This is a genomic window from bacterium (assembly GCA_030583725.1).
Lineage (GTDB): Bacteria > Patescibacteriota > Microgenomatia > UBA8517 > UBA8517 > JAUYMM01.
The window spans coordinates 782087-799726 of record CP129472.1 but is presented as its reverse complement, the minus strand read 5'-3'; the positions used below and the strand labels follow the sequence as shown (position 1 = coordinate 799726).

Annotated in this window: 20 protein-coding genes and 4 tRNA genes; 14 read left to right on the top strand and 10 right to left on the bottom strand. The window is 34.2% G+C overall.

All coding sequences use genetic code 11. The features are described from left to right. The first annotated feature begins 22 nt into the window (after window positions 1-22). The 3 genes from QY322_04595 (at window position 23) to QY322_04585 (ending at window position 1049) form a co-directional block, all read left to right on the top strand. Window positions 23-94: transfer RNA gene (locus QY322_04595), tRNA-Thr, on the top strand. A 59-nt stretch (window positions 95-153) separates the two neighbouring features. Then, the gene (locus tag QY322_04590; GenBank protein WKZ25626.1) at window positions 154-942 is read left to right on the top strand and encodes a hypothetical protein; all 789 of its coding nucleotides are present in this window, start codon (window positions 154-156) and stop codon (window positions 940-942) included. 24 nt (window positions 943-966) lie between these two features. Continuing rightward, a tRNA-Tyr gene (locus tag QY322_04585) sits at window positions 967-1049 on the top strand. Window positions 1050-1070: 21 nt separating this feature from the next. On the opposite strand, the gene QY322_04580 is transcribed toward QY322_04585, so the two are convergent. Continuing rightward, on the bottom strand, window positions 1071-1949 hold the full coding sequence (locus QY322_04580; protein WKZ25625.1) for a CapA family protein: 879 nt from the start codon (window positions 1947-1949) through the stop codon (window positions 1071-1073). Window positions 1950-1974: 25 nt separating this feature from the next. Here QY322_04580 and QY322_04575 point away from each other — a divergent pair. Continuing rightward, window positions 1975-2046, top strand: a tRNA-Thr gene (locus QY322_04575). A gap of 10 nt (window positions 2047-2056) precedes the next feature. On the opposite strand, the gene QY322_04570 is transcribed toward QY322_04575, so the two are convergent. Then, on the bottom strand, window positions 2057-3286 hold the full coding sequence (locus QY322_04570) for a glycosyltransferase family 4 protein (protein WKZ25624.1): 1230 nt from the start codon (window positions 3284-3286) through the stop codon (window positions 2057-2059). A 39-nt stretch (window positions 3287-3325) separates the two neighbouring features. Between QY322_04570 and rpmG the strand changes: the two genes are divergently transcribed. Further along, a complete protein-coding gene (rpmG, locus tag QY322_04565; GenBank protein WKZ25623.1) occupies window positions 3326-3511 on the top strand; it encodes a 50S ribosomal protein L33 in 186 nt (61 codons plus the stop codon). A 1-nt stretch (window position 3512) separates the two neighbouring features. Here the strand turns inward: rpmG and QY322_04560 are convergent, their stop codons facing one another. Continuing rightward, complete coding sequence (locus QY322_04560) at window positions 3513-3815, bottom strand: hypothetical protein (protein WKZ25622.1); 303 nt, start codon at window positions 3813-3815, stop codon at window positions 3513-3515. A gap of 30 nt (window positions 3816-3845) precedes the next feature. Further along, window positions 3846-4088 carry a hypothetical protein gene (locus QY322_04555; protein ID WKZ25621.1) on the bottom strand — a complete coding sequence of 81 codons (243 nt, stop codon included), beginning with the start codon at window positions 4086-4088 and terminating at the stop codon, window positions 3846-3848. Between the two features lie 47 nt (window positions 4089-4135). Here QY322_04555 and QY322_04550 point away from each other — a divergent pair. Beyond that, a tRNA-Trp gene (locus QY322_04550) sits at window positions 4136-4206 on the top strand. Between the two features lie 1858 nt (window positions 4207-6064). On the opposite strand, the gene QY322_04545 is transcribed toward QY322_04550, so the two are convergent. Together QY322_04545 and QY322_04540 are read right to left on the bottom strand one after the other, a co-directional pair. Further along, complete coding sequence (locus tag QY322_04545; protein ID WKZ25620.1) at window positions 6065-6583, bottom strand: thermonuclease family protein; 519 nt, start codon at window positions 6581-6583, stop codon at window positions 6065-6067. A gap of 41 nt (window positions 6584-6624) precedes the next feature. Continuing rightward, the gene (locus QY322_04540; GenBank protein WKZ25619.1) at window positions 6625-8994 is read right to left on the bottom strand and encodes an ATP-binding protein; all 2370 of its coding nucleotides are present in this window, start codon (window positions 8992-8994) and stop codon (window positions 6625-6627) included. 77 nt (window positions 8995-9071) lie between these two features. Between QY322_04540 and QY322_04535 the strand changes: the two genes are divergently transcribed. Next, window positions 9072-9956: a PfkB family carbohydrate kinase gene (locus QY322_04535; GenBank protein ID WKZ25618.1), complete on the top strand. Its 885-nt coding sequence runs from the start codon at window positions 9072-9074 to the stop codon at window positions 9954-9956. Between the two features lies 1 nt (window position 9957). Continuing rightward, entirely contained in the window at window positions 9958-10533 is a 576-nt protein-coding gene (locus QY322_04530; GenBank protein ID WKZ25617.1) for a hypothetical protein, read from the top strand. A gap of 3 nt (window positions 10534-10536) precedes the next feature. Here QY322_04530 and QY322_04525 read toward each other — a convergent pair whose 3' ends face one another. From QY322_04525 to QY322_04515, 3 genes are read right to left on the bottom strand one after another with little or no spacing between them, the layout of a single operon-like run. Then, on the bottom strand, window positions 10537-11097 hold the full coding sequence (locus QY322_04525) for a hypothetical protein (GenBank protein ID WKZ25616.1): 561 nt from the start codon (window positions 11095-11097) through the stop codon (window positions 10537-10539). Between the two features lie 37 nt (window positions 11098-11134). Continuing rightward, window positions 11135-11893: a hypothetical protein gene (locus tag QY322_04520; GenBank protein WKZ25615.1), complete on the bottom strand. Its 759-nt coding sequence runs from the start codon at window positions 11891-11893 to the stop codon at window positions 11135-11137. Between the two features lie 49 nt (window positions 11894-11942). Continuing rightward, on the bottom strand, window positions 11943-12824 hold the full coding sequence (locus QY322_04515; protein ID WKZ25614.1) for a DMT family transporter: 882 nt from the start codon (window positions 12822-12824) through the stop codon (window positions 11943-11945). A gap of 778 nt (window positions 12825-13602) precedes the next feature. Between QY322_04515 and QY322_04510 the strand changes: the two genes are divergently transcribed. Both QY322_04510 and QY322_04505 read left to right on the top strand, forming a co-directional pair. Next, window positions 13603-13785 (top strand): hypothetical protein, encoded by a 183-nt coding sequence (locus QY322_04510; GenBank protein WKZ25613.1) that lies wholly within the window; start codon window positions 13603-13605, stop codon window positions 13783-13785. An 84-nt stretch (window positions 13786-13869) separates the two neighbouring features. Beyond that, on the top strand, window positions 13870-14223 hold the full coding sequence (locus QY322_04505; protein WKZ25612.1) for a hypothetical protein: 354 nt from the start codon (window positions 13870-13872) through the stop codon (window positions 14221-14223). Window positions 14224-14789: 566 nt separating this feature from the next. Here QY322_04505 and QY322_04500 read toward each other — a convergent pair. Continuing rightward, window positions 14790-15797 (bottom strand): GDP-mannose 4,6-dehydratase, encoded by a 1008-nt coding sequence (locus QY322_04500; GenBank protein ID WKZ25611.1) that lies wholly within the window; start codon window positions 15795-15797, stop codon window positions 14790-14792. A 72-nt stretch (window positions 15798-15869) separates the two neighbouring features. On the opposite strand from QY322_04500, the gene QY322_04495 reads away from it, so the two are divergent. From QY322_04495 to nusG, 4 genes are all read left to right on the top strand, one after another. Beyond that, complete coding sequence (locus tag QY322_04495) at window positions 15870-16442, top strand: hypothetical protein (GenBank protein ID WKZ25610.1); 573 nt, start codon at window positions 15870-15872, stop codon at window positions 16440-16442. Window positions 16443-16614: 172 nt separating this feature from the next. Further along, window positions 16615-16809, top strand: a complete 195-nt coding sequence (gene rpsU / locus QY322_04490) for a 30S ribosomal protein S21 (protein ID WKZ25609.1) — start codon at window positions 16615-16617, stop codon at window positions 16807-16809. After that, complete coding sequence (gene secE, locus QY322_04485; GenBank protein WKZ25608.1) at window positions 16810-16995, top strand: preprotein translocase subunit SecE; 186 nt, start codon at window positions 16810-16812, stop codon at window positions 16993-16995. It abuts the gene before it with no gap. Window positions 16996-17016: 21 nt separating this feature from the next. After that, on the top strand, window positions 17017-17631 hold the full coding sequence (gene nusG / locus QY322_04480; GenBank protein WKZ25607.1) for a transcription termination/antitermination protein NusG: 615 nt from the start codon (window positions 17017-17019) through the stop codon (window positions 17629-17631). Window positions 17632-17640: the final 9 nt, after the last annotated feature.

Genomic DNA, 17640 nt, shown 5'->3' with positions numbered 1-17640 from the left:
TTTTTGGTATACTTCGCTTTACGCCTCCTTAGCTCAATGGTAGAGCAACGGTTTTGTAAACCGTCGACAGCCGTTCGATTTCGGCTAGGAGGCTCAAATTTTTGGTTACAATTCGGTATTGACTTCGTATAAATTTCGGCATATATTTTATTTATGACATCCTCTGCCGATGACTTTTACACCGATCCTGAATATAAGAAAAAACAATCGGAAATCTCAAAAAGGAATTGGGCAGCAGGTATCTATAACTACAAAATTAAAGCTTTAGTCACTAGATCTTGCAAAAGAACCAACTGTAACAATAAATTTTTAGTAAAACCATATGACCACAAGACGTATTGTTCTCAGCGTTGCTCTGCACTCATAAACAATACGGGTAGAAAAATGTCCGAATCTACCAAAATGAAAATATCTAAAACATTGAAGGCACTACCAAACCGACTGAGAGGAAAACATTTTTCTAAACCCAAAATTAAAATTGTTTGTCTTAATTGTCATAAATCCTTTGAATTAGTCCCATACCTAGCCAAAACTCAAAAATATTGTAGCATCCATTGCAATATAGTCAGACTTGGAAGAAAAACTACTTCTCCAAAAGCTTCAAAAGGCAAAAATGGTATCAGAATCGACATTAGTCCAACAATAAATTTCTATAGCACTTGGGAGGCAAATGTGGCAAGAATATACAATTTAATTGGTTTAAAATGGGAATATGCTCCAAGTCTGTTTGATTTAGGAAAACATACCTATAGACCTGATTTTTACCTTTCAGAATTTAAAACATATGTCGAAGTCAAAAACTTTATGAATGAATACTCGTTAATGAGAGATAAAACGTTTAGAGAACGATTTCCAAAGATACAACTAGATTTAATAACTAAAAAAGAATATCTAGAAATCAAGTCAAATTATAAAGACCTAGTAGAAGACTGGGAGAATTGATATAATACAATCTGTCAGTTTTTTGCCAAGTTGGTAGAGTGGTCAAATACACGAGTCTGTAGAACTCGCGCCGTAAGGCTACCTAGGTTCGAATCCTAGACTTGGCACAGACTCGGATAGTTAATAAACTATTTTAAAATTTCTGGTTGGCCAATTTTTGAAATATATGTTTTATACTCTTGCCTATTTACTATCTTGCCATCTTCAAAAGTAAATTTGACAAGAAGACCTTTTTTAGTTTCCTCACTCCACATCTGATCAAATATAAAATTGCCTAAAGAATAATATACTGGCACCCCATTTATTTCTTCATAATTTTGCACCCAATGAGGATGATGGCCAATTATTAAATCTGCACCGCTCTCAACCATATTTCTGGCTGTCTCAACTTGAAACTTATTTGCTACTGCTTTGTACTCCTCTCCCCAATGGGGACTAACAATTAATAGATCAACTTTTTGGTTTGACTCTTTAATCAAGCTTAAGTCAGATTCAATGTTTTTAATTGAAGTTACATAATCAAATCCTAAAAATCCAAATTTTATTCCATTTTTTTCAATTATCTCTAGGTTTCCCCATCCAACTGACTTTATTCCTAAATTATTCAAATTCTGTTTTGTTTCTTCAAAGCCATCAACACCAAAATTATAACTGTGATTATTAGCAAGCGTTACAATATCAACACCTGATTCCTGTAAACCTTTTGCAATTTCTGGAGTAGTACAAAATGAAAAGCTTCCCTTGTACTGTCTGGGGCAGTCTTTAATAACTGCATTTTCAAGATTGCCAAAAGTGATATCTGCATCTGCCAAAAAACCTTGGACGTTTCTAAATGGATATAAATAATCATTTTTATCAATAGCCTCACCCATTACAGACCTCCCAAGCATTATATCCCCCACAAAAAGAATGGTCGTTTGTGGATTTTTTAACATATTATCAATATTTGAATTACTAGGTATAAGTGATAAGAAGAAAATAACTATGGCAGAAATAATATCATTCATAATGTATAATCCTAGTGTAACATAAGCCTGGGTAGCTCAGTGGTAGAGCACCAACTTGGTAAGTTGGGGGTCGGAGGTCCAATTCCTCTCTCAGGCTCAAATTATATTTATCTTGCGAGAAGATCCCCTATCTTTTTTCCAGTAGCTTCGTATGAAAAATGTGCCTTCCCAAGACTGAAGTTATCTTCAACCATAATTTTAACTTTTTCTTTGTCTTCCAAGAAGGTTCTCACCCGTTCTATGTCTTTGACACTTAAATTTTCACTTATTTCAATTGATTTAAACCCTAATGGTTTAATGTCAGATTTATATACCGGGTAAGGTGTAATTATTACTGGCTTTTTAAAATAAATACTTTCTATGTATTGATTTCCAAACCCCTCAACTTCAGAAGGATAAGTAACAAAATCAGCTGAGATAAATGCATCCCAAAGAGTATAAATTTTCTTTCTGTTGCCTGTTAATTTTCTATTAAAATCAATATAATCACCCACAAAGACGACTCTTACCTTCAATTTTGCAACCAAAGACTCAAGTTTTTCAAAGTAATCTCTACCTTCATCCCCAACTCTACCTGCAACAACCAAAACAATCTTTGGGTTATTTAATTTTTTAACAAGTTCAATAGATATTTCAATTCTCTTTCTGGGAACTATTCTAGTAGCTTGCAAAAACACAATATCATCTTTAGCAATTCCAAAGTCTTTTCTAAATGTACTGTTAAATTTATCTCCTTTGTTTGTTGTCCCCACAAAATCAAATGTGTCAGGTATCACAGATGAGTTAATCCCCAGTTTTTCTTTTAACTGTTTTTGGGTAATTGTATTTATAGTTACATGTTTTACGAATGAGCTATTCGGAGGAAACCAACGTTTAAAAAATGGAAAACAAGAGGATTTTAAAAATCTTTTTCTTTCCCACCAAAAGTCATGATGTCTTGCTATAGTTGGAATTTTAAATTCTTCAATAATACGAGTTAGTGCAACTGCCAATGGAAAATGCATCGGAAGTGATAAACAATTTGCAATTATTATCATATCAGGCCTATGGCCATTAAAGGCTTCTCGAAGCTTTCCTTCTATTTTCCCAGCAAACTCAAAAACTTCTGCCTCAATTTCTTTAAAATGATTTTTACTAAAAACAACTTTATCATGAAGATCTATGACAGATTCGTTACTAAAATGAAGCTCTGGTATTAAAATTCCTGCCCTATCTAACTCCCCAGCAACAAAAGTAACCTTGTGGCCCATTCTAGTTAAAATTGTACGCCACCTAACAGCTTCAAGTGATACTCCATCGTTGCCAGCTATCCTTGTTGAAACAAACCAAATTCGCATCTTCAAACATAGATTACTATATGTTAGAATACTTGTCATATGGCAAAAAAGGGAGCAAGAGAAATTGTAGGAATGATTTGTCCTGACTGTAAATCACAAAATTATGTGACTGACAGGAACAAGGTCAATATGGATACAAAAGGTAAAGGTAAACTTGAACTTAAAAAATGGTGTCAAACCTGCAAAAAACAAACACTTCACAAAGAAACAAGTAAATTAAAATAAGTTATTTTTTCTTTTTCAAGGCGGCCCAAACAAGTGGAAGCATCTTAATTTTGTAAACTTCGCCGCCATATTCCCCACCTATGTGAAACGTCTTGCCGTCCTCATTTATGGTTATAATTCCTTCGTCTGCGAACTTCTTAGCAATTAGTCCTGCAATATACCCACTTTTCTCCATCCTAGCATCAATTTTGTCTTCCCAAGAACCGCGCGTATCCCCACCCTCATGTTTAGTTGCTTTTACGAAAGAGCCTTTACCACTAGTTGAACGAAGTGTATCTGCTGTATCAACCTTTTTATCAGCCATATCTGATGTTATAATAGTCTTTTAGACAAATCAATGCTTCATGTTGTTATCGCATTGTGAAGAAGCTTCTAAATGCTTTAGGGTCATTCGCCTCGAAGACACTTCTGCGTTGCTTGCGTTTACAATCTCCTCAACAACCTGAACAAAACTTGCATCTCTATTACTTGCCTCTTCTGCTGTTGCAACTAAAACATTGTAAAAATTTGAACAACCTTCGCTACAATATTTACCAGCAAAAAAAGGGCATGGAACCAGTAATCCTTCTTTTATCATATGAACTAGCTATTCTATCACCATAATTGATATAATTCCAAATATATAAGGGTGTCGGTCAATGGTAGGCCTCCTGTCTCCAAAACAGGTAATGATAGTTCGATTCTATCCACCCTTGCATACCCCCGACCTGTCGGGGTCGAGCGAAGCGAAGACCACGACTTTTGCCCATCCCCTCGGAGTTTTTTGTTTTCAATTAACAAGTTCGAGCCGAAAATTTTTTCGGCGAGTACCTTTTTGGCATCTTTGTCATTAGTTGATATTATTTGATCTACTCTACTAGCTTCAATTATCCAGTTTTTAAAAGGTTCGATCCAATTATTTTGATTCCTTTTAAGAGAAAGGATTTGCTCCTCTATTGTTTTCTTTTTAGACATTAAATCCAGCTTACTTTCTTGAAAAGTCTGCTTATCAATGATCTGATCTAAATAGCTTTCAAGAAGTAATTTTATTTTAATGTCTATTTGTTCCGAATCCTTTCTCTTGATACTAATAGCATCAAGGCAAGATTTAGCAATATCAGATTCCTCTTGTTTTAGTTTAGAAAGCATCTGATTTGCGTAAATCTTTTTCAAAGAATACTTTTTGATATGTGTGGTGAGTAATTTATCCAAATCACTTTCAGTGATGTGTGGTTGGCTACAGGAGATGTTTTTATTCTTTTTAGTACAACGATAATAACAATAACTAGCGTGACGATTTTTTATTGGATAAAACTTATTTTTGATATCTCCTGTTATAGCCATACCACACTCACCACACCTAAAAAGTCCAAGATAAGGTTTATGAACTCTTTCAACAACAGCTTTGCTCCATTGTTTATTTCTCATTTTTAGAACATCTTGGACTTTATCAAAAAGTTTCTTTGAAATTATTGGATCATGTCTGCCCTCATACACTTCTCCACAATACTCGAACAAGCCACAATAAAATGGTTGTTTTAGTATCTTTCTAACACGATCGTCTCTAATTCTCCTTCCTTGTGTATTTAACACCTTTTGCGTTTCCAAAAAGCTACCAACATCACTTAATTGGATATTTCCCTCAGAATACATTTCGAAAGCCTTAGCAATAACAGGAGCAACTTTTTTATTTACAACAATCGTTTTATTGCGAGAATCATTTAAATAACCGTAAGGCGCTACTCCTGGGAAATATCCATTTCTAGCTTTTTGGTGTAACCCACGACGAGTATTTTCACTTAAAGAATCCACATAATATTTCGATTGTCCAAACGAAATTGACAACATAAATTTACCCTGAGGAGTGGGTTCAAACCAAAAGGTGTTAAATTTGAGGGCAGATATCTTTCCTGTATCTACAAAAAAGATTATTTTTCCTCCATCAACAGAATTACGAGCAAGTCTATCTGGATGCCAAGAGAGAATCCCTGAAGCCTGACCTTTCTCAATCCTATCAAGCATTTTATTGAACACAGGTCTTCCGGGAATTTTAGCTGATTGTTTTTCAATAAGTTCATCTACAACAATCAGATTTTCTCTCTTGGCAAGTAACCTTAACTCTTCAAGTTGTCCATCAATTGATTGAACCTGTTTATCTTCCACATCCGTAGACTTGCGAGCGTATATAAAATATCTATCTTGAGAAGGATCATTTACAATATTGGTCATACCAATATTATTTATACGCCCGTAAATAATACGTATCAAGATATCAAATAATATCAATTTGTGTTTGTTTTGATGTTTTGTTTTGTCCGAGGGGATGGGCAAAAGTCGTGGTCTTCGCTTCGCTCGACCCCGACAGGTCGGGGGTATGCACCAATCTATGATTTAGCTCGAAAATATTTTATATCAAATTTTTAAGCGAGCAACAAGGGAGGGGTTAAAGGGGAAGGAATTGTTGCGAAGCTTCGTGTTTCCTCGCTCAGCCACTTCGTGGCTTCGCTAACACACCTGCAAAGCTCGAAGCTTTGCGCTCACCCCACTTCGTGGGGTTCGCTAACCCAATTGTGTTCAGTTCTTCCAAATTCCTTGTTTGTTTTTCTTTGCTTGTTCTTGTGCTTCTAATAATTGAACTTGATGAATAAATGGCTTTCTTTTTTGGTAAATAACTAATTCAGCCATACCTTTTGAAACAAGTTCAATACAAATATTTTTGTTGTCTATGATTGGATATGCAAGAATTCTTCCAAATTTGTCAGAGGTGTAGTTGTCATATTCAAGTTTAATTTCTTTGCCTTCAACTAATTCTTGGTTTAACTTAGTAGCTTCTTCTGCAAATGATTCTCCATCTTCTGGTGCTGTAATTGCTGTGTAGCGAAGAACAGTACCGTTAAATAACTCTACAGTGTCTCCATCTATCACTCTTTTAACTACTGCAGACTTTGGTAATTTTGTAATATCATGATTTTCTATGGCTTCCCTTGAGTCTAAAACTTTTTTGACTTCGTCTTCATATTCTGTGCCTTTGGATAATTCTCTTAAATTTTTAAGAAGATCAACTGGGACTAAAACAAATTTGTTATTCGACATTAATTATTTTTACACCTTATATATCTAATTTTCAATAAAGGTTAAAGATTAAATCTGCTTCTGAGTTCTCTGTCATATTCCTTTAGATGCGATAGATCATCTTTAGAATTTACGACTTTCCAAATATTTTTATTATTTGTATTTACGCCAGTTAAATTTATAACTCTTGTTTCTGTTCTTCTGAATCTATAAAAACGATTTACTGAACTGTATATGTCTTGAATTTTTGTATCCAAACCAAACCCAAGAACTGTGTATCTATTTTGACTTTCGTCATGAATGATAACATAGTCAGATTCATATTCCAGATCAGTATTATTATGCAATTCTTGATAAAACTTTGACAATGGAGCATCAGCATCCCAGAGTGGTACTCCAGTTTTGCCAGATCCGATATCCCATTTTGTAAGCCCACTGTCCTCTTTCATTAGTTTGCTCAATAAATCGTCAATAGAGTTGCCGTATAAAGCGTTTTGTATTTCCTCAATACGTTTTGAGTACTCTAGGACTAGGCTTTTCCGTTCATTTCTAGGTTTATTATTGATAATCTTAGTCGCAAGTTGGCTGAATTTTTTATATTCTCCATCGTAAACAGAAAATGTCTGAAGATCAATATTTTCTAGATTTAATTTAGATGAACCTAGTAAATTGTATTTTTTAATAAATTCCTCCTCGTATGTCGTGACTGCGTTAGTTTTTCTAACCTCATCAATAACTGGAAATTTGTCATTATCAACCAGCGAAAAATAAATATAGCTTTTCTTCTCCTTTTCACCTTCTGGATTAGACTCATCGACAGTATCTTCGTCTTCCTGACCTGATACTAACAAGCAATATTTATCCACTCTTTCCATTCTCAAAAGCATATCTTCTATTGAACCTGATATATCTTCTTTAGATTTGATATCAAGAACATCAAGTCTTAATTGCTTCTGTTCGCTCTCAGATAGTATATCTATAAATTTATTGTCTCTAACTTCAATGTAAAAATCGGAATATAATTTTTCAGCAACTTGACGTAAAGTTAAGTACAACTGCTCGTTCATCTCACTATCGGCAGGATACGATTTTTCATCAAATGTAGCAGATAAGAAAACTTGCAATGCTGAAGCAACTTCCCATCTTTCTTCTATGCTTCCATTTGCCTCACTATTACCTTTATATAAATGTACTGTTGTGTTTTTATTTTCATATTCAATAAAATTTTCAACAATATTATGAAGATCAAAAATATGATTTTTAGCTAACCAACTAACATAGTATCTGAATTTGAAATAATCGTCTTTATAACTTTTATCAATTTCACCATCAACGTAGCTATCCAATATTCGTTCGATATCTTTGTAATACAACGGGTCTAGAAATATTCGATCTGTGAATAATGTATGAAATGTCGAATACGGATCAATTTTTTTCTTTTTTGTAACCGCATAGTAAAAGCTATTACTTACAATAAACACAAATACAGCACCTGACAAGGTAAATAGATTTTTTAGAGGTTTGATTACTTTATATATGTAGTGATCCTCAAGTTTCACATCTGGACTATCGCCGCCATCTAACTTGTCTAACTCGTCAATAACAAATATAACTTTCTGCTTTTTATCACTTAAATTAAGTAATATTTGTCTTAGACCAATCTCTAAAGTATTTGATGATATATCTAACTTGGCAATACCGGTTTTTTGTGACTTTGAATCAACCTTTTCCATTATTCCTTCAGTTGATATTGTTGAATGCACAATGTTCACATCTACTGATAAAACTAAGAATAAGAACGCAAGACCTAAAAAGAAAAGTGTAATCGCCGCCCATAATGGTATTTGCAAAACTAATATTGTTGTAAGAAATGGAGTTATTGTCAAAGCTCCAATTGTTGCCTTTAACAAAGTTTTTATCGCACTACCAAATTCAAAATGATACTTCTTCTCATCAATACTCTTTTGTTCTTGACTTTGCTTAACACTTGCAACCAATTCAGCAAAGTCTTTTTTCTCAAACTCTGAATAATATGTTTTTTCGTACAAATCCTCAATTGAATCTGACAGCTCTGGATCCTTTAAAATATCTCCATTATTTTTATTTTTCAATTCAAAATATAATCCACGAATTAATGTGCTCAAAATTGTTTTTCTAATATCTTTATCTTCTGGATCAACTTCTGCCAAACTAATTTGAATAACAATTTTAGGAATTGAAGAGTTGTTCATAGACAAAGCCTCTCTGACAAACGATGTCTTACCAATGCCTCTAGCACCTCCAATCAATACAGTTGAAGAAACTCTATTCTCAGCAATATTAGAAAACCTTCTAATCAATTTTTCTCTACCTAAAAAATTACTTTTATCTGTCTTTACAGATTTTTGATTTCTGAAATCTGTTTTGATTTTATATTTAAGTATTGTTTCCATAAAAAAACCGCCTTAGTTAAGGGCAGTGAACCCATTATAGTTCATAAAGGTTTGTTTTGCTATAATTCAGACATCATATGCCAAAGATATTACTAGCAGGAGAAATTTGTGCAGAGAAACAATATTTAATGGATAGTGTACCTCACGCAAATGAGGTTGGCTTTGTTAACTCTGTAAACACATTAACTAGTAGCAAGATAATAAATGCAGGTAGAGTTTTGGCTTCTAGCAATTCTGTTTCAATGTTTGGTGTTGTTGGAAATGATAACAATGGAAAACAAGCAATTTCAGATTTAGAAAAATATGGTATTGATACCAAACTTGTATACACTACTTCTGAATCTCCAACTGCAGAAGTTTTAGTATTAACTGATAAAGATGGTCAGTCTGCAATTGTTCTTAATCTTAACGCAATTAACTTTTTTGATGAATCAAAACTTCAAAACCTTTCAGGCTATGAATATTTATATATGGCAACAAGTATGAAGTTAGATCAAATATATAAAATGATAGAAAGAGCAAACAAAGATAATGTAAAAGTATTTTTAGATTTTCCAAATCAACAAAAAGAGTTTGATAAAGAAAAACTTAAAACTGTAGATTTTGTAGTTCCTAATAGACAAGAAGCAGAATTACTTTTAGATATAAAAATAACAACTATTTATGAAGCATTAGAAGCTGTTACTAAATTAAAAAGCTTCACAGATGGTATTGCAATAATTACTCTTGATACTGATGGCTGTGTTGTTTTTGATAAAGAACCAAAGCACTATCCAACAGAAACTATAACCGCAGTTGATGCTACAGGATCAGGAGATATATTCAGAGGAGTATTCCTTTCTGAATATATAAAAACAAATGATCTTGACCAAAGCATTAAAAAAGCACTTCAAATTGCAACTGAATCAGTTAAATATCAAGGGGTTGATAATTCGATAGAAGAAATTAAAAAACTAATTTAACATGGAAAGTACTACTCGTGAAATAATGAATATTCAAAAAATAGATGAAATCTTAAGACTTCCTGATGATTTAGAACAAAGAGTGGAACAAAGAAGAAAAGATGCATTTGTTGGTTCATACGAACACATAAAAGGTAGATTCCATAGACTTCCAATAGTTTCAGGTTGGACAACATACAGTAAAGGTCTTAAAGGTTGTGGAGCAATTATTGCTGTCAAATACAAGCTACCAATGATAAGCACTGATGTAGTCCCGGATGATTTAGTTGATTTTGCTTTAGAACATGAATCAGTTGAATCAGCACTTGATTTAACAGCGTCAGATAAAGATCATCCAATAGCTTTTGGAAAATCAAAAGAACTTGGAATTACAAAGTCAATCAATACATCAAATGTTAAGTGGAATCATGTATTTGCAACGGTTAGACAATTAAGACTTGCACAAAAACACAACAAGCTTGATGAGATGATGAAGTTTGCAGATGCAATAGAATCTAAACCTGAAAATTCAGTTAGTGGGTATGGAAATAAAGAATTAAGACAGGCTGTATATCAACTTCTAAATTCTGCAGTGTAAATGTCACTTTAGAAGTGGAAAACTTTGGCCTACTTTTTGTCTAAATTCCAACAATGTTATTCGAGCATCTTCAGGTAGCTTAGGTGTACCAATTTCTATTAATTGTCTTGCACTATCTGTAGTAATGTTAGTTTCTGCCCAATTGTCCATCCTCGAAACAGTTGTATTACCAGATGTGCCAAAAGTATCTGAAAGCATTTTTGAAAGAGCAGAAGTCCCTTTTTTATCGCTCATTTCATTAGCTAACGATGTCATTCTTGATTTTTCTTCGTCTTTTTTTGGACTTGAGCTAATGTCTAATCTATATAACTTTTTACCATGTGGCTCCTGAAGTAATATTTCTTGTGTTAATTCACCAGTTTTTTTGTATTGTGTAAGGGATATCCTCAGTTCAAGATCACCATCGTCAAATTCAAGAAGTGTCCTTGCCGTAAAAGATATCAAAAAATCATCATTTAACGGTTTGTCTACGGCAAATTTATCAGCATTTTCTTGTGTCAGTCTATTTGAAGCTTTTTCAATTAGCTCCTTTGGACCAGGCGAGAAAGTTAAAATATCTGTCATACGTATATTATAGGATAGAGACTTTAAAAACGCAAGTTTATAAACTTATTGGATCTTCACTTGGTGCAATCGTTGGTTCTACAGTTGGAACCATGGTTGGAGCAATTGTAGGAATAGGAGTTTCAGTTGGTTTTGGTGTTGGAGTTGTTGTTGGTATTGGTACTGGTGTTGTTGAAAGTACTTCTAAATCTTGTATATCTTCAACTTCAAGTATTTTGTTTTTTGAATCATATGTACCTACAGCTAAGATCCTTTTTCCAACTAGAGTATTTAAATTAAAACCAACTGGTATTTCTAAAGTTACTGCTTCTGTTGAGGTAGTGATTAAATAGAATTTAACAGGATTAGTATTTGTTTTTGTTAGTATTCCTTTAAGTGCAGTATCTTTTAAAATTTCTGGAGTTGGGGTATTTGTTGGAGTTGAGATTATAGAATTATTAAACTTCATCCAAGGAAAGAAAATAGGTAGAACAACTCCACCAATACCAAAGAGAAGTGTAAATCCAATTAAGGCAACACCAAACACAGTTAGTGGTTTTGCTTTAAACTTAACTTCAATACCTTCATTTGCCATTATTCTTTTCCACCAGTATTTAATATATACAAGTGGATTAGTTACTTTTAGATTAACTAGATCAGGTGGAGTTGTTGTATTTACTGAAGTTGGATTATTAACTGATACTGAGATTGGAGGAAGTTTTGTTGGATCATCTTTTGCAACAAACTTACCACTGCTACTTCTTGTTTGTTTCTTTGCATTCTCACTTTTAATCTGACTTAAAACATCTTCTTCCATGAGGGTATATTTAAATATTAGACCTGTGGAAATTAAGAAGCAATATATATTATTTTTTCGAAGCAATCTTGGCTCCAATTACTGCCAACAAACCACCGATAACAAAAGGTATCGTTATTCTCTCTCCTAAAAAGAGTGAGGCAAGTAAAATTGTTGCTATTGGTTGTAAATATGTAAATAAATTTGCTGCAATTTCTGATCCAAGCTTTAAAGCATATTGGTAAGCAAGATAAAATATTCCTGTTCCTACAACTCCTGTATAAATCCCAGCCAATATATGTTTTAACTCAACCGTTCCAAGAAATCCGTTTCTAACTTCATTAATTGCAAACGGTATACTCAAAAATAAAGTTACCAAAGCAAAATAAAAGGTTAATACAATTGGAGATGCGTTCATCTCATTCTGATGTTTCTTGCTCATTATTCCGTAATACATAAAGGCTATGGCTGCCCCAAAAATTAAGATATTTCCTTTCAATGCAACTAGTGGAACACCCTTTTCAATAAGTGGGAGAAGAATAATAAGTGCAACTCCTATGAAACCAATAATTATTCCAAATATACTTTGTTTACTTATTTTTTCTTTTCTAACCAAATAAACATAAACAGCGGTCATTGCAGGAACACTTGCATATATTAATGGTGAAACTGAAGCCTTGGTGTATTGTAAAGCTATAAATAAAAGTATTGGATTTAATGCTCCAACTATTCCAATTGGTATAAACTTTTTGATTGTAGAAACTTTGAATTCTTTTGCCCTAACAATTAATGGAATTAAAAATAATGTAGCAGATAGAAATCTAATAAAAACTATTGTAAATGGTTGAAAAACTTCTAGTGCAATTTTAGCCGCAACAACTATTGAACCACCACAAAAAGCAGCAATAACTGCTAGTATAAATGCATTCTCCTTTGATTTCTGTAAAAACATAACATTAAGATTATAACACCAAAAATAGTATGTGCTGGTGTGTTTTTGTTCTCCTGCCTAGCACATGGCGTAAGCCATCACCCCTGTAGCTTTGGGGTGCTTTGTGCTGGGCAGGATTCCCTGTTAAGGGAATATTTCAGGAGCAATGGTTCTGTTGTCCTGTCTTCTAACCAAGTGCTGTGCGCAAGCACCTTGTTCTGTTTTCAGCACTTGGTTTAGCTGTCCCTGTTGGACAGATTGTGACTGAAATGATACATTAGAAATCTTTTAAAAATAGGTTTGGATTAGTTTTTGTGTTCATATGTGGACTTGCGGTGACCGCAACGGCAACCGCAGTACCGCAACTCCGCAATATGCCCTATAATACGACACGATTGCGGATTTTGTAAAGGTGCTTACGGTATACCGCAAGGGCACTTTCGTCAGGCGCTCGCAAGCGACTGACTACAAAACCCCTTTTCCTTTCAATTGGGTTAGCGAACCCCACGAAGTGGGGTGAGCGCAAAGCTTCGAGCTTTGCAGGTGTGTTAGCGAAGCCACGAAGTGGCTGAGCGAGGAAACACGAAGCTTCGCAACAATTCCTTCCCCTTTAACCCCTCCCTTGTTGCTCGCTTAAAAATTTGATATAAAATATTTTCGAGCTAAATCATAGATTGGTGCAAAGAAGGAAAAACACCCAACTACTAAATCCCAGTTAAACTTGCAAATGGTCATTTACCTATAGTATAATATCCCTAACTCAAAATTGCTTTGAGTATTCCAACAAAAGGAGTTTAAAATGTCCGCTGATATAAGAGTTCACAAGTTCCAGTCTTGTTACAGGCTTAAGGTTGGGAAAAAATTAGTTGCAGAAGCGATCAGCCTTGATGAACTGGAAACAAAAGTGCGCAATGAGCACGGTAGCAACGATGAATACCTCGTTGCAATCGACATTGCCCGTTCACAAGAACGCGGCTGCTAACCGCAACTTGACAGAAGTCAGAGAATAAAAAGGATTCCAAAAAATCCCCCTTCTCCGACTTCTGTCATGTGTTACAATATAATTGTGGCAATTGGTGAGAGAGCTACAACTGCCCGTTCTGAAATATTGGATAGTGCTTCATTCCAATATATCGTTGTCCCTTCGAGTAATCAAATATTTGAGGAACTAACTGTAGTAATTTCTTTTACTTTTGATGGAAAAGACCCAGATAAATACCTTGGAAGTACTGAAAGTATTTTAGACAATCCTCAAACAGCTGAGTCTGAATCTTTTCTATACGCATCAGAAAAAGCTTGGGAAAGAAAATATAGCAAGACTGATGAAAAATATAAAAAATTTGTAAAAGATAAACTCCTTGAAAAATGGAAAGAATTAAACGGTGAGGAACTAACTGGAAAACTTTTGACATTTACTTAAAAATTGTTATACTCAACCATCCCATAGCATTCAGCTATGAGAAAATTCTTTGACAAGGAGACAACAAAATGAGTGACAAAGTGATAGTTCAGTCTGGTGCAGGTGAAGTCAGGATCGAGGCAACAACAGATGGTGCTACCACAACATTCCGTACCTACATTCGGAATGACCTGCAGAGCCAATGGAATCTGTACAATGAACCCGCTACAAAATGCACGCCACAAGGTGTAGCAGGTTATTATGTAACCAGACTCCAGCGTCATCTCAAAGACGCGCTCACCCGGATGGGCATCGACCACAAAGTCATCCAAGAACTTGTGGCTGACATGAACTAATTTCTCCAAAACTAAATAGAAAGGAGACTTATTCCATGAACACTTTTGAAAACAAGAAAGACAAGGGGAAAGATAAAAACAAGAAAAAAAAGAGGAAAATCCGGTAATTGATCTACGGGTCAGGAATGTAGTTAGATTTAAAAAATTAAATATGCAGTAATTGCAAAAGCATAACTTAATTTTTTAAAAGACATTCCTGATCCAGAACTACGCTTTTTTTGAAGCTTCAAATTATTTCAACCTTGCAAGGTGGGCATCTACCATTATTTTGACCAACTCCTTAAATTTTGTTTTTGGCTCCCAACCTAAAATTTTTTTTGCTTTACTTGGATTCCCTATTAATGGACCTGTTTCTGTTGGTCTTATAAATCTTTTATCAACTTCTACAAAATCTTTCCAGTTTAAACCTACATACTGATATGCTTCTTCACACAACTCTTGTATTGAATGAGTTTCCCCTGTTGCTAGTACAAAGTCATCAGGTTTAGTAGCCTGCATAATCATCCACATACCTTCTACATAGTCACCTGCAAATCCCCAATCTCTCTTAGCCTCTAAATTTCCCAAAAATACTTTTCTATTTCTAACAATTGGTTCCCCTTCTTCATTTAAATGAATTGAATTTTTAATATCTAACTTGGCACAAGCTGCTGCATATGTTACTTTTTGGGTTACAAAGCCTAAATGACGCCTAGGGGATTCGTGATTAAACAAAATTCCATTTGTTGCAAACATTTTATAACTTTCCCTATAAATTTTTGTCATTGCAAATGCATATAACTTAGCCGCAGCATATGGATTAGCGGGATTAAATGGAGTTTCCTCTGTCTGTGGAATCTCTCTTACCCATCCAAACATTTCAGAACTTGAAGCCTGATAGAACTTCGTCTTTGGGTTAACATCCAAAGTTGCATCCAAAACCCTATGTGCTCCAATTCCTGTAATCTCTGCAGTGTGAATTGGCTGTTTAAAGCTTTCTGATGGATGGCTTTGAGATGCTAAATTGTACACTTCATCTGGCTCTACTTTCTGTATTATTTCTCTTAAAGAAACTGGATCAAGTAGGTCTCCCTGGTATAACTTTAGGTCGTCTTGGAGATGACCAATATTGGCATAGTCTTCATGAGAAGTTTTTCTAACTATTCCTGACACTTCATATCCTTTTTTTAATAAAAATTCTGCTAAGTACGAGCCATCTTGTCCTGTAATTCCAGTAATTAACACCTTTTGATTTGCCATTGACAATATAATATCACAATACAATTGTGTTTCACAATTGACATTCTGGTGGCATATTTCTAATATGTATATATGTCCACTTCATTTAACTATAAAAACCTCCCACCTACTGCAAAAAATTCTCTTTTGACTGGGCTGTTTTTTGCAACAGTAATTGCACTCCCACTTTTTGTTTGGACAGCCTTAAATGTAAACTTCAATCTAAACAAAAGGGCCCAAGGTGAACCAAATTTTTGTGGTGGTACTTGTGGTAGTAACTATAACTGTCAGGCCAACCTCTTTTGTCATGAAGGTTTTTGTAGAAATCCAATTTGTGCAGAAAAAACAGATTGTGTTTGTAGCTCACCAACAACTACAGCAAAGGCAACAATATCACCATCATCAACAACAAAACCCAGCCAAACACCCATTGCAACTGTAAGTGCAACTCCTCAAGTAACAAAAAATCCAACACCTAGCATCGAACCAATTGCTGAAACACAAACTGAGAAGCAAGAAGATGAATACCAAAATCGGTTTTTTGCAGAATATGCTCTTTATTTGTTTGGACTTTTTGTTTTAATAGTTATTTTGTCTATATATCTAACAGTCGGGAGTAACCACAAAAACAACCACTCCAATATAGTACCACCTACGAATATCTAAAATTAAATGTTATGAACTTCAACATTGTTATGTTATGAACTTCAACATTGTTATGTTATGAACCTCAACATTGTTATGTTATGAACTTCAACATTGTTATGTTATGAACTTCAACATTGTTATGTTATAATCATTCTAATGTTAAGGGTGAAAGGAGGCGATTTTTTTAAATATGTTTGTAGTAACAAAGAAAAAGGGAGAGTCAGACGACGCCTTATTGGCACGATTTCGAAAGAAGACTTTAATGTCGGGTCTTTTGCTGGAACTTCGTGACCGAGAAAGGTTTAAAAAGCCTTCTGAAAAAAGAAAAGAGAAAAAGTACAAGATTGAATTTAATCGTATGCTTGAAAAGAAAAGGAATTATTAAATGAAGAGAATCGCCAACTTTCTTGTCGAGGTTAAACAAGAACTTGAAAAAGTTACTTGGCCAAAACGCGAAGTCGTGATAAACTACCTAAGTTTAGTTATAGTGCTATCAATAATAGTAGCTTCTTTTGTAGGTTTAATTGACTTTTCGCTTACAAAGACCTTGGACTATTTATTGTCACTTTAAACTATTAAAAAGTAAAAAAATATGGATAATACACAATCTGCACAAATTTCAGAAAAAGGAACTGGAAATAAAAAAATTCCAGGTCATATGATTATTAATCAAACAGAGGATCCAAAAGCTAAATGGTATGTGGTTCACACTTCTTCAGGCCATGAAGTCCGTGTTATGGAAACCTTAAGACAAAGGGTGGAAACAATGAACCTAAAGACTACTATCTTTGAGATGTTGGTTCCAACACAAGATAAAATTATAATTAGGGGTGGTAAAAAAACACAAATAAAGGAAAAGATATTCCCAGGATACCTATTAGTTAAAATGATTTTAGATGACGAAACTTGGTTGGCTGTCAGGACAACTGCAGGTATCACAGGATTTGTAGGTGCTGGAAACAAACCAACACCTTTATCTGAAATTGAAGTTAAAAATATTCAAAAGTTCGTAAGTTCCCCTGCTCCAAGATATAAAACAAAGTTTGTAAGTGGAGAGGCTGTTAAAATTACAGACGGTCCATTTTCTGACTTTTTAGGCACAATCCACGAGATAGATGAGGAAAAAGGAAAAGTAAAAGTTTTGGTCTCAATCTTTGGAAGAGAAACTCCAGTAGAACTAGACTTCTTACAAATAGCAAAAATTTAATCTAAAAAA